We start from the raw sequence: 12,005 nt of genomic DNA, 5'->3' as shown, positions 1-12,005 counted from the left end.
TTTAACATGAACGTACCCGTATGGGTTATTTTTTTTGCAATTAATTAGTGTTGCACTTGATATTGTAATTTATCATATTAAAAGAAAATACGAAAATATTTTTAAATGCATCATATAATAATACTAAGTTATATAGATAGTACTACCTGATGGGAAATTATCATAAATCCATTTTGCATTTTTTGTTGATAAACGAACACAACCGTCTGTTAATTGCATACCAAGTCTAGGATCTCTAATACTTCCATCTAAATTATACGGTATGGAATGAAATAAATAATTATCCTTTATTTGCGTGTAATATAAACAGCGAAAACCTCTTGCTTCACCAAATGAATATCCTTTAGGACCGGCATAGAAAATACCTTTTATAGTAGGGGCACTAGGTTTTCCGATAGTGCAAATATAAGAATCAATTAAGGTCCAATTGTTTATACTTCCTTTAAATATATTTGTTTTAAAGTTTGAAGTATCTACCCAAATTAAGTATTTAGTTTTACTAGAAAGGTTACTATTATTTATGAAGTTATAAGCATCATTTTCATAAGAAGTTGAATTTCTTAAGGAAGATGATAAAATATTAATGCCATATCTAGTAAGGTGATAAAAATTTTTTAGTTTAGTGATAAAACTCATATAAATTGCTCCAAAGAATGTTTTATAGTATATTTTACGAAAAGAATAAATAAATGTTAAATATAAAAAATAATTATTTGAGATAGTTGCAAATTAATGTAATAAAAAATATAAATAAGGAGTAATATTTAAGTGTGAAAAAAACGTGAAATCGTTTAAATTACTTTTATGATAGTGTATAATTTTAATACGGGGGTGTATTTACAATGAAAGTAATTAAAAAGGATGGTAGAATTCAAAGTTTTGATATTAGTAAAGTTAGAAGCAGTATATTAGGTGCATCTATTGATAGTAACACTATTATAAATGAGTCAGATTTAAAAATTGTTAGTAATAGAGTAGTAAAAGTGTTAAATAGTATAAGAGAAGAAAATGGGATTACATCAACTTATGAAATCTTTGCAGTAATTATTGATTCTCTTAATAAATATAGATTTAAGGACATAGCAAGTGCCTATTTAGGCTATAAAGAGAAGTGTTGTAAATAATAGAAAATATCATAAAAGAAGAGGTTGTAAATTATAAAGTACCATTATATAAAGTGTTTTATGATTTACAACTTATTTTTTTGCTAATAATAATTAATGAGGAGGTGTAAGTAATGAAAGTAGTTAAAAAGGATGGAAGTATTGAATCATTTGATGCTAATAAAATTGCAAATAGCATATTGAATGCAACCAGGGATAAGAAAGCATTATTAAATGAATCTGATATTAAAATAATTATAGAAGATGTAATTGATAGAATAAAAAAGTTTAGGGGAGAAAATGATAGCACTTCAAGCTATGAAATAACAGGTGTAGTTATTAGTATGTTAGATAGAGATGGATTTGATGATGTTATAAGTTCATTTATAGGATATAAAAAGGAGTAATTTTATATCATACATACACCATGTACAAAGTTCTGTTTTATGTTATAATAAAACAGAATTTTGTATTAAGGAATGGTGAAGGAATTTATGTATAAATTAATAGCAATAGATATGGATGGGACTTTACTTAAAAATGATAAATCTGTTTCAGATAGAACTAAGAAAGCTATAAAAGAAGCTCAAGAAAAAGGTGTTAATGTTGTAATTGCTACAGGAAGACCAATTGATGGTGTTACAAGATATTTAGAAGAGCTTGATATGCTTGGAGAAAATGATTATGTTTTAAGTTATAATGGTGGATTAGTTTTAAAGGCAAAATCTAGAGAAGTTATATCAAAAACAGTATTAAGTGGTTCTGACTTACATTATTTACATAAACTAAGTAAGGATTTAGGTGTTAATATTCATGCTTTTTCTGAAGTACATGGATTAATAACTCCTAAAAATAGTAAATACACAGAAGTTGAAGCAAATATAAATGGTATTAACATAGGAATTAATGATTATTCTGAAATTGAAGATGATCATAGTATAGTAAAGGTAATGATGATTGATGAGCCAGAAGTGTTACAAAAGGCTGTAGATAATTTACCAAAAGAAGTATATGAAAAGTATACAGTAGTAAGAAGCACACCTTATTTCTTAGAATTTTTAAATAAAGCAGTTAATAAAGGAACAGGTGTTGAATTATTAGCTAAGCATTTAGGGGTTAAACAAGAAGAAGTTATGACTTTTGGAGATGCTGAAAATGATCTTGATATGATTGTTTATGCTGGAATGGGAGTAGCAATGGCTAATGCATTTGATGAGGTAAAGAAAGCTGCAAATTATATTACTGATTCAAATGAAGATGATGGAGTTGCTAAGGCTATAGAAAAGTTTGTTCTTTAATAGGTAGTAAAAAGAACTTTAATAAATAATAAAAGAAGGACTTGCCCTTAATTAGGACAAGTCCTTTAGCATTAATTAGTATTTGATTGGTATTAGATAGCCAACCAAAATAAGTAGTATATCCCAAATGAAAATTCCTATTGAAGAATACAAAAGGAAATCCCTTAGCTTTACTTTAAATATACCAGCAACAAGAGAAATCCAACTTCTTATGGAAGGAATTAAGCGCCCAAATAAACAAATTTTCGTTCCATATTTATTAGACATATTCATTGCTTTATCAAAACATTTTTGTAGTTTAGGAAATTTATTATAAAGATAATCATATATTTTACTTCCAAACTTATAAGATATAAAATAAAAAACAATATTTCCTAAAATAGATGCAAAGATAGTTAAAAGTAATATTTTTATAATGCTTAAATTATTTAAACTTATTAATATTCCTATGGCAGGCAATATTATAGTAGATGGTATACCAGTTAAATTCAGTGATTCTAGAAACATTATTATAAATATAATATAGATGTTATGGCTACTTAATACTGAAATCATTTCCTTTATATCCATTTTGTTATACCTCTTAAATCAAAATTTTAAGAATATTATAACACAAAACTATTCTGCAACAGGGATAAAGTTAAAGCTTCTTACATCAAATAATCCTTTATCAGTGATTTTGATTTCAGGAATAACAGGTAAAGATAAAAATGATAGTGTTAAAAATGGATTAAATGTAATTGTAGGTGCTAGTATTTTAACTGCATCATGAAGTTTAGTTAAATCAGATATTACTTCTTCACATGCACGAGAAGTAATAATTCCACCTATTTCTAGAGATACAGAAGCAAGAGTTTTTCCATCTTTAACAACTATGATTCCGCCATTAATTCTTTTTAGTTCTTCTGCTGCATATATCATATCAGCATCATTAGTTCCACAAATAATCATATTATGAGAATCATGTGCTATAGTTGTAGCTATTGCACCAGATTTTAAATCTAATCCTTTTAAAATTCCTAATCCAATATTTCCGGTATTTTTATGACGTTCAATAACCGTAATTTTTAATAAATTGTCTTTTGTTGTACAACTTGTGAATTCATCTTTAAGGTTTAAGTCTTCTATATTAATTTTTAAATGATTGCTTTCTAATTTATTTGGTATTAATTCTATAACATTTAAGATAGATTTATTTTTTATATCTATTTTTAAGCTATCTTTAGTTAGTTTAGGTAAATTAATTGAATTATTTAATGTTGGAGCTGAGTATAAATCAGCTATATCAATAACTAATTTGTTATCTTTCACTATCAATTTACCATTTTTATAAACAGAATTAATTTTGAATTCTTCTAGATTATCAAGAATAATAAAATCTGCAATATATGAAGGAGCTATAGCACCTTTATTTTTTAAGTTGTAGCATTCAGCTGCATTTAATGTAGCCATTTGAATTGCAATTTCAGGAGCAAGTCCATTTTTAATACACATTTTAATTGATGTATCTATACTGCCATTTTTAGATAAATCATCAATATGCTTATCATCAGTACATAGGCAAAGACGTCTGCTATTAAAGATTGATGCACCTTTTATTAAATCATTTAAGTTTTTAGCAACAGTTCCTTCTCTCATAAGTACATAAATCCCACGTCTTACTCTATCAACTAATTCTTCATAGGTAGCACATTCATGGTCTGTTTTTATATTTGCTGTAGAATAAACATTGACTGAATGAGAATTTAATCCTGCACCGTGTCCATCAATAATACCATTATTTGAAATTGCATCGAAAAGTTTATTTATCATATCATAATTACAATTTGATACAGAGGGATAGTCCATTACTTCAGCTAGACCTAAAACTTTTGAATCACTATAGTAATTTTTTAAGTCTTCACTATTTAATACTGCACCAGAATTTTCAAATGGTGTAGAAGGTACACAAGAAGGAAGCATAAAATAAAAATCAAATGGAAGGTTTTTTGAGGAGTTAATCATAAATTCGATTCCAGCTTGTCCAATAACATTTGCTATCTCATGAGGATCTGCTATCAGCGAAGTTACTCCGTGTAATAATGCAGTTTTAGAATACTCTCTAGGAGTAAGCATTGATGATTCTATATGAGCATGAGAATCAATTAAGCTTGGACAAATAAACTTACCAGTTCCATCAATTTCTTCTTTTCCAGAATATTCACCAAGGCCAACAATGTATCCATTTTTTATAGCTACATCGCAAATAAAAGAGTTGCATTGAAATACATCAACTACAGAAATGTTTTTAACAACTAAGTCACAAGGAATAGCTTTATTAGCTGCTTTAATATTATCAATAAGAATTTCTTTATTCATTAATTAATCCACCTTTTCTAATAATACATTAACCTTCGTGGATTTTACTTCATAGTTAATATCATTTACGGTGATATAGTAGAGACGCCCAAACCATATTTTTAGGCTTATACGAAGGTTATTTTGATCATTATATGACTATAATTTTTTCATGTCAAAGGAAAAATTGTGGAAATTTGAAATCAACAAAGATTAATATTAATAATAAATATTCTAAAATTGGTAAAAATATGATTTAATATCTATGTAAGGAGGGGGAGGCTATGCCAATAAAAATTCCAAGAGATTTACCTGCATTTAAGGTTTTATCTGATGAAAATATATTTGTAATGAATAATGAGAGAGCTGGAAAACAGGATATTAGACCATTAAAGATTGCAATTTTAAATTTAATGCCTAAAAAGATTCAAACAGAAAATCAATTACTTAGGTATTTATCTAATACACCACTTCAAGTAGAAATTAAATTATTGCAAACTGAAAGTTATAGATCTACTCATACATCTCTTGAACATATGGAAAAGTTTTATAGTTTCTTTAATGATATAAAAGATGAGAGGTTTGATGGATTAGTAATAACAGGGGCACCAGTTGAGCAATTGGAATTTGAAGATGTAATGTATTGGGAAGAGTTAAAGGAAATAATGGAATGGGGCAAGAGTAATGTATTTTCTACTCTACATATTTGTTGGGGAGCTCAAGCTGGATTAAATTATCATTACGGTATTCCTAAGTATCAATTAGAAAAGAAAATGTTTGGTGTCTTTAAACATTATATAAATAATAAAAATGCTGATCTTACAAGAGGTTTAGATGATATGTTTTATGCACCACATTCTAGACATACAGAGGTGAAAAGAGAAGATATAGAAAAAATCTCTGAATTAGAAATATTATCTGAATCAGAAGAAGCAGGTATCTTTATTGTAGCAAATAAAAGTAGAAGACAAGTGTTTATTACAGGACATTTAGAGTATGAGAGAAATACTTTAAGTGATGAGTATTTTAGAGATTTTAATAAAGGTTTAGATATTGAAATTCCAAGAAACTATTTTCCAAATGATAATACATCACTTACACCAATGGTTACTTGGAGAGGTAGTGCAAATATAGTATTTAGTAATTGGCTTAATTACTGTGTTTATCAAAACACTCCATATGATTTGGAAAAATTATAGTTTTTTTACTTAAAAGATTAATATAAAATTACAATTATTTTTAGATGCGTTGAAAAGACAAAAGGTAAACTTTTGTCTTTTTATTTTAATAAAATTTTAAATTTTTTTATGTGAAATAATCAGCTTTAAGAAAGTCAGAATCAAAAAAGCATATCTCAAGATAAATTTCAAGTCGTGTTTTATAAAAAAATATGTAGTATAATGAAAAATGTTGTAAGGGTTAATGTATAAAAAAACAAATAAGGTTAATTAAGGAATATATAAAATAACGAGAAAATCGAAGTGCTTATAAGTATAAATACGAAAAATCTAAAAATATAACAACAACTATATATTGTATTTGTTTTAAAAAGGTAGTACAATATGTTGTGTATTTAAGAGGCGAAGTATTAATATAAGCACTATTTTTATGTGATTTTATATTGCATAATTTAAATATACTTAAGTTTAGGGAGTGGTATTATTGAAAGTAATTAAAAGGGACGGAAGTACAGTAGAGTTCGATAAGAGTAAGATTAGAGAAGCTATTTGTAAGTCTATGAAAAATGGTAGCGGGATATTTTTAGGTGATATCGCTAGATTAATAGCAAATGATGCTGAAAAATATTTTAGCAAGCAAGAGGAAATAGCTACAATATACAAAATAGAAAAATATGTATATGATAGATTAGTTCATTATGGTCAAGCTGAAACAGCAAGAGCATATGAAGGATATAGAGCTGTACAAGAATTTAAGAGAAATACTAATACTACAGATGACAGTATATTAGAGTTGCTAAGTAAGAGAAATGAAGATGTAATGAAAGAAAATTCTAACAAGAATCCTGTTGTTTCTGCAACTCAAAGAGATTTAATTGCAGGGGAAGTATCTAAGGATATTGCTAGAAGAAAGTTAATTCCTGCTCATATAGTGCAAGCGCATGATGAAGGAGCAATTCACTGGCATGATATGGATTATACTATATCACCAATGTTTAACTGTTGTTTAATAAACTTAGAAGATATGTTTACGAACGGTACAGTAATAAATGAAAAATTGGTTGAAGAGCCTAAAAGCTTTGGAACTGCATGTACAGTTGCAACACAAATAATAGCTCAAGTTTCATCTAATCAATATGGTGGACAAAGTATAACAATTAAGCATTTAGCTAAATATCTTAAGGTTACAGAAGAAAAATCATATAAACACTATATGGAAATGCTTAATGATGAGGTTCTTGCTACAAAGTTAGCTAAAGATGCAAAAATGAAGGAACTTAAAGATGGAGTTCAAACGATAAGATATCAATTATCTACATTACAAACGACGAATGGACAGGCTCCTTTTTCCACTATTTATCTGGAAATAGAAGAAGGTCATCCTTATGAAGAAGAGATGGCTATGATTTGTGAAGAAATGATAAGACAAAGACTTGAAGGGATGAAAAACTATAAGGGTCAAGAAATTGGAGAAGCATTCCCTAAGTTAGTTTACTTATTAGATGAGCATAATTGCCTTGAAGGCGGTAAATATGATTATATAACTAAGCTTGCAGCTAAATGTACAGCTAAAAGATTAGTGCCAGATTATCAAAGTGCTAAGATAATGAGAGAAAATTATGAAGGAAACACTTTCCCTCCTATGGGTAAAACTATTGCCCATATAAAACCTTGTGAACCATTAAAAATGGGTGTGTAATTTACTTTATATTTTAAAGTAGCAATAGGAAATGATTGCATAAAATTATGCTAACTGGGGAATCTAAGTCTTATATAGATATGACAATCCAGTGCCAAGCTAAATAATTTTTGGAGGTCCTCATGATAATATATAAGATAACTTGTATAGTCAATAACAAAGTTTATATAGGGCAAACTAGTGAAACTTTAAAGCAACGTTTTAGTAGACATATGGGGTACCAAAAAGAAGAACATGATACTAAATTTTATAGAGCAGTAAGGAAATATGGAAGAGATAAATTCTATAAAAGAATTACAGAGATACCATGGTAATAGCTAGGTGTAAAGGTAAAACTAAATCACCGTATAAAGGCTATAATTTTAAGTATTATGAAGATTATTTAGAAGGTCAATCGACTATCGAAAGTATAGCTAAAGAGAAAAACTTTAGTGAATAAACGAGTAGAGTACAAGTGAATTAAGTCATTTGGAAGTGCAAGGCTTCTAGTGTGTGGTAAAAATGCACTAGTTGAAGATATAGTCAGAGTGAGTAACCAGTATAGAAATATACATCTCGCTTGTGTAGATCACATCTATCTCCTAAAAAGGTAAATGGAGAATATAAGTGGTATGGAAGATTTAACCAAGGGGTAGTTAGTTTGAATTTACCACAAATTGCAATTATAGCTGATAAAGATATGGAAATGTTTTGGGAAATGTTAGATCAAAGATTAGATCTTTGTAAAGATGCATTAATAACAAGACATAAGATGTTACTTGGAGTAACTTCAGATTCAAGTCCAATACATTGGCAACATGGAGCTATAGCAAGACTTAAAAAAGGTGAAAAGATAGATAAACTATTAAAAAATGGTTATTCAACTCTTTCACTTGGATATGTTGGTATAGCGGAAATGGTTCAAGCAATGCTTGGAGTAAGCCATACTTCTGAAGAGGGAGAAAAGTTTGCTTTAGAAGTAATGAATCATATGAAAGAAAAATGTGAAGAATGGAAGGCTGAAACAGGTCTTGGATTTGGATTATATGGAACGCCAGCAGAAAGCTTAATATACAGATTCTGTAGAATAGATAAAGCTAGATTTGGTGAAATATCTAATGTAACTGATAGATTATATTATACAAATTCATATCATGTACATGTTTGTGAAGAAATAGATGCATTTAGTAAGTTAAAGTTTGAATCACAGTTCCACTCAATAAGTAGTGGAGGATGTATTTCTTATATAGAAGTACCAGATATGAATAAAAATGTTGAAGCTGTTGAAGAGATAATCAATTTTATATATCACAACATTCAATATGCAGAAATCAATACTAAATCTGATGTTTGTTTCAAATGTGGATTTAATGGTGAAATGCAATTAGATAAAGAAAGTTTAACTTGGCATTGCCCATCATGTGGAAATGATGATGAAAGCGAATTACAAGTTATGAGAAGAACTTGTGGATATATAGGAAGTTCTTATTGGAACAAGGGAAGAACAGCAGAAATTGGAGATAGAGTTCTTCATTTATAAAAAATGAGAGGGTTACCTCTCATTTTTTGCATAATATATAATTGGACAGGAGTGAAAGTATGAATTATGCAAAAATAAGAAAATTAGATGTTACAAATGGGCCAGGTATACGTACTACACTCTTTGTAAGTGGATGTACTCATAATTGCGAAGGGTGTTTTAATAAAGAGCAACAAGATTTTAATTATGGAAATAAGTTTACTAAAGAAACAGAAGATGAATTTATTCAATTAACTAAAAATAAACAAATAAAAGGTGTAAATATATTGGGTGGAGAACCAATGCAACAAATAATGGATGATACATTACTTAATCTATTAAAAAGAATAAAATTAGAGACAGATAAACCAATATGGCTATGGTCAGGTTATACTTTTGAAGAAATAGTTAATAATCCAAAAAGATTAGAAATACTAAGGGAAGTAGATGTTTTAATAGATGGAAAGTTTCAAGCAGATAAAAGAGATATAATGCTTAAATATAGAGGATCATCAAATCAAAGAGTTATAGATGTTAAAAAATCATTAGAGCAAGGCAATATAGTTGAAATATTGTAAAAATTTAATTAGCAAAATTAATCACAATAATAGTTATAAGGAAAAAGTTCTTTAGTAGCTGTTATTGTGATTTTTTTGAAAATATATAAAAAAAGTTGATTAAATATATTAAAAGAAGTTCAAATTAATTATACTAATAACATGGTAAGTTTTATAAAGAAAGGACTTGAGAAATATGGGGAAATTAAAAAAGTATATTTTTGTTCTATTTCTAATGATGAGTACGGTATTCATATTAATTGGATGTGGAGAGATAAAGCTAAGTAGTGATACTTCTATTAATATAGATGGGACTAGTGATACAAAAATAAAAATATATTATGATGATACTATAAATAAGTTGGTAGATAATGATTTGTTATCTAAAGTTATTGATGAAGTTAAAGATGATATGCCTGATAAAATACACTTTGGAGAAATAACTAAATCAAAGGAAGGAGACTTAAATACAGAAGAAATTAATATATCAACTGATAAAGTTGAAATTAATGAAGTATCAAATTTAAGCAATAATTATTTTAGTATAATTGAAGAAAAGGATAAAGGACTTTTTACTAACGAATATAAAGTAACACTTAAGCTTAATGATAGTGCAATAGATATTATTAGTGATTATATAAATAGCAATATAAATAATAATATAGGATTAAATTTGGGGAATTTAGTGAATAGAAATATATCTAACTTAATAGGTGATGTTCCAGTAGATTTATCAATATCTACGCCAGTTAAAATAGTAGATACTAATTCCAATGAAATAGTAAATGATAAGACTATAAAGTATTACTACACTATTAATGATTTAAATGAAAATAATAGTATAATGATAGGAATTAAAGTTCCTAATATACAAAATATAGTAATTATGTTGGTGATAATTGTTTTAATAATAATAGTAGCAATTATCTATTATATTAAAAGAAGAAAAAAATAAAATTTGTTAATTTTTATGCTATATTAATATGGTTTTTTATAAAATAATATAGAAATAATTCCAAGATTATTATAAACTATTTGTGAATATTTTTAGATAATAATCGGGGGATTAAATATGGAAGGTACAAAAGTAAAAAAGATTAAGCAGTATGGAATTATTATTATAGGGGCATTCTTATTTTGTTTAGGAGTTAATTTGTTTATATCTCCATTAGGGCTATATAATGGTGGGGTAGTAGGTATATCTCAAATAATTAGAACTATTATAGTAGATTATTTTCCAAGTGTAAAAAACTTTGAAATAGCAGGTATAATTAACTTTATTATTAATATACCATTATTACTTATAGCTTATAAAAGCATATCTAAGAAGTTTTTTATAAGAACTGTAGTAAGTGTAATATCGCAGACTATTTTCTTTACAGTAATTACAATTCCAAGTACAGCTATTATAGATGATCCGTTAGCAGCATGTCTTATTGGAGGAATCATTACAGGTGCAGGAATAGGAATTACATTAAAAGCCGGAGGCTCTGGGGGAGGAATAGATATACTAGGGGTATACTTTACTAAAAAATATAAAAACTTCAGTGTTGGAAAGTTAGGTATAATAATAAATGCTATAATTTATGGAATATGTGCAATTTTATTTGAACTACCTACAGCAATATATTCAGTTATTTATACGACATTCTTCTCAATGATAGTTGATAAAATACATTATCAAAATATAAATACTACGGCAATGATTTTCACAAAGATGGAAAATATAGAATGTGGTATAATGAAAGAGATGGGAAGAGGTGTAACTTGTTGGAATGGACAAGGCGCATATACTGGTGAAGAAAGCAAGATACTAGTAACTGTAATTTCTAAGTATGAAATAAATCAATTAAAAAGAATAGTTTTAGAAAAAGATCCTAAGGCATTTATTATATTTAATGAAGGCTTAAATGTTACAGGGAATTTTGAAAAAAGACTTTAAAAACATATAAATAAACAAAGGAGTTATTTACGTATTTTGTAAATAACTCCTCTGTTTATTTAAGGATTTATATTAATTTATTTTTAAAATAAAAGTATACATAAGTAATTACAAATATGAATATAGTATAATACCTCAGTATAATAAACTTTAATTTATATGGCCAGATAAGAATATTACATAATTAATTTAGGGTTAATGGTAAAATAAGAGGATAACTTTATTTAGACTATGTAAATTATAATATTTATTATATTGGATAATTAAAAATTAGATAGATTAATTAATATAAATATTGTAAATTAACAATAAGGTGGAATCTGTTAAGTTGATATGAAAAAATAGCTTGATTTTTCATAGAATTGCTCGCTCTTTGAAAATTATATAAGTTTG

General features: G+C 27.2%; 13 protein-coding genes, 1 pseudogene and 1 riboswitch. Of the genes and pseudogenes, 11 read left to right on the top strand and 3 right to left on the bottom strand.

From position 1 onward, the window contains the following. Positions 1 to 123 precede the first annotated feature (123 nt). The gene (locus tag HCG70_RS16570) at positions 124 to 636 is read right to left on the bottom strand and encodes a L,D-transpeptidase (RefSeq protein WP_042402588.1); all 513 of its coding nucleotides are present in this window, start codon (positions 634 to 636) and stop codon (positions 124 to 126) included. A gap of 206 nt (positions 637 to 842) precedes the next feature. Between HCG70_RS16570 and HCG70_RS16565 the strand changes: the two genes are divergently transcribed. From HCG70_RS16565 to yidA, 3 genes are all read left to right on the top strand, one after another. Then, on the top strand, positions 843 to 1,124 hold the full coding sequence (locus tag HCG70_RS16565; protein ID WP_042402585.1) for an ATP cone domain-containing protein: 282 nt from the start codon (positions 843 to 845) through the stop codon (positions 1,122 to 1,124). A gap of 113 nt (positions 1,125 to 1,237) precedes the next feature. After that, positions 1,238 to 1,510, top strand: a complete 273-nt coding sequence (locus HCG70_RS16560) for an ATP cone domain-containing protein (protein WP_042402581.1) — start codon at positions 1,238 to 1,240, stop codon at positions 1,508 to 1,510. Positions 1,511 to 1,597: 87 nt separating this feature from the next. Beyond that, on the top strand, positions 1,598 to 2,401 hold the full coding sequence (gene yidA, locus HCG70_RS16555; protein WP_042402578.1) for a sugar-phosphatase: 804 nt from the start codon (positions 1,598 to 1,600) through the stop codon (positions 2,399 to 2,401). 75 nt (positions 2,402 to 2,476) lie between these two features. Here yidA and HCG70_RS16550 read toward each other — a convergent pair whose 3' ends face one another. Further along, complete coding sequence (locus tag HCG70_RS16550) at positions 2,477 to 2,971, bottom strand: DedA family protein (RefSeq protein ID WP_042402576.1); 495 nt, start codon at positions 2,969 to 2,971, stop codon at positions 2,477 to 2,479. A gap of 48 nt (positions 2,972 to 3,019) precedes the next feature. Beyond that, a complete protein-coding gene (ade, locus tag HCG70_RS16545; protein ID WP_042402573.1) occupies positions 3,020 to 4,759 on the bottom strand; it encodes an adenine deaminase in 1,740 nt (579 codons plus the stop codon). A gap of 32 nt (positions 4,760 to 4,791) precedes the next feature. Next, a riboswitch (purine riboswitch) is annotated at positions 4,792 to 4,894 on the bottom strand. Between the two features lie 128 nt (positions 4,895 to 5,022). On the opposite strand from ade, the gene metA reads away from it, so the two are divergent. The 8 genes and pseudogenes from metA (at position 5,023) to HCG70_RS16510 (ending at position 11,612) form a co-directional block, all read left to right on the top strand. Continuing rightward, entirely contained in the window at positions 5,023 to 5,937 is a 915-nt protein-coding gene (gene metA, locus HCG70_RS16540) for a homoserine O-succinyltransferase (RefSeq protein WP_042402570.1), read from the top strand. Between the two features lie 463 nt (positions 5,938 to 6,400). Continuing rightward, positions 6,401 to 7,615, top strand: coding sequence for an anaerobic ribonucleoside-triphosphate reductase (gene nrdD, locus HCG70_RS16535; RefSeq protein ID WP_341349594.1), 1,215 nt, complete (start codon positions 6,401 to 6,403; stop codon positions 7,613 to 7,615). A 122-nt stretch (positions 7,616 to 7,737) separates the two neighbouring features. Beyond that, positions 7,738 to 7,929, top strand: coding sequence for a GIY-YIG nuclease family protein (locus tag HCG70_RS16530; RefSeq protein WP_042402567.1), 192 nt, complete (start codon positions 7,738 to 7,740; stop codon positions 7,927 to 7,929). Next, positions 7,923 to 8,054, top strand: a complete 132-nt coding sequence (locus tag HCG70_RS17595; RefSeq protein ID WP_260457849.1) for a hypothetical protein — start codon at positions 7,923 to 7,925, stop codon at positions 8,052 to 8,054. Before HCG70_RS16530 ends, HCG70_RS17595 begins: the two co-directional genes overlap by 7 nt. A 123-nt stretch (positions 8,055 to 8,177) precedes the next feature. After that, a pseudogene (nrdD, locus tag HCG70_RS16525) lies at positions 8,178 to 9,134 on the top strand (anaerobic ribonucleoside-triphosphate reductase); the annotation flags it as partial. Between the two features lie 59 nt (positions 9,135 to 9,193). Next, positions 9,194 to 9,691, top strand: a complete 498-nt coding sequence (gene nrdG, locus HCG70_RS16520) for an anaerobic ribonucleoside-triphosphate reductase activating protein (RefSeq protein ID WP_042402564.1) — start codon at positions 9,194 to 9,196, stop codon at positions 9,689 to 9,691. 175 nt (positions 9,692 to 9,866) lie between these two features. Then, complete coding sequence (locus HCG70_RS16515) at positions 9,867 to 10,625, top strand: hypothetical protein (protein WP_154821328.1); 759 nt, start codon at positions 9,867 to 9,869, stop codon at positions 10,623 to 10,625. 117 nt (positions 10,626 to 10,742) lie between these two features. Further along, a complete protein-coding gene (locus tag HCG70_RS16510; protein WP_055277943.1) occupies positions 10,743 to 11,612 on the top strand; it encodes a YitT family protein in 870 nt (289 codons plus the stop codon). Positions 11,613 to 12,005: the final 393 nt, after the last annotated feature.

Origin of the sequence: Clostridium sp. K04 (genome assembly GCF_019734375.1) — a bacterium.
Taxonomy (GTDB): Bacteria; Bacillota; Clostridia; order Clostridiales; family Clostridiaceae; genus Clostridium; species Clostridium saudiense.
Note: the sequence above shows the minus strand (reverse complement) of the source record. Positions and strands in the feature narration are given on the sequence as shown.

Bases quoted from the DNA above. Each gene is read 5' to 3' on its own strand.
- HCG70_RS16510 (WP_055277943.1), top strand. From the start codon at position 10,743: ATGGAAGGTACAAAAGTAAAAAAGATTAAGCAGTATGGAATTATTATT.
- HCG70_RS16565 (WP_042402585.1), top strand. From the start codon at position 843: ATGAAAGTAATTAAAAAGGATGGTAGAATTCAAAGTTTTGATATTAGT.
- HCG70_RS16550 (WP_042402576.1), bottom strand. From the start codon at position 2,971: ATGGATATAAAGGAAATGATTTCAGTATTAAGTAGCCATAACATCTAT.
- nrdG (WP_042402564.1), top strand. From the start codon at position 9,194: ATGAATTATGCAAAAATAAGAAAATTAGATGTTACAAATGGGCCAGGT.
- HCG70_RS16530 (WP_042402567.1), top strand. From the start codon at position 7,738: ATGATAATATATAAGATAACTTGTATAGTCAATAACAAAGTTTATATA.
- metA (WP_042402570.1), top strand. From the start codon at position 5,023: ATGCCAATAAAAATTCCAAGAGATTTACCTGCATTTAAGGTTTTATCT.
- yidA (WP_042402578.1), top strand. From the start codon at position 1,598: ATGTATAAATTAATAGCAATAGATATGGATGGGACTTTACTTAAAAAT.
- HCG70_RS17595 (WP_260457849.1), top strand. From the start codon at position 7,923: ATGGTAATAGCTAGGTGTAAAGGTAAAACTAAATCACCGTATAAAGGC.
- HCG70_RS16560 (WP_042402581.1), top strand. From the start codon at position 1,238: ATGAAAGTAGTTAAAAAGGATGGAAGTATTGAATCATTTGATGCTAAT.
- ade (WP_042402573.1), bottom strand. From the start codon at position 4,759: ATGAATAAAGAAATTCTTATTGATAATATTAAAGCAGCTAATAAAGCT.
- HCG70_RS16570 (WP_042402588.1), bottom strand. From the start codon at position 636: ATGAGTTTTATCACTAAACTAAAAAATTTTTATCACCTTACTAGATAT.
- HCG70_RS16515 (WP_154821328.1), top strand. From the start codon at position 9,867: ATGGGGAAATTAAAAAAGTATATTTTTGTTCTATTTCTAATGATGAGT.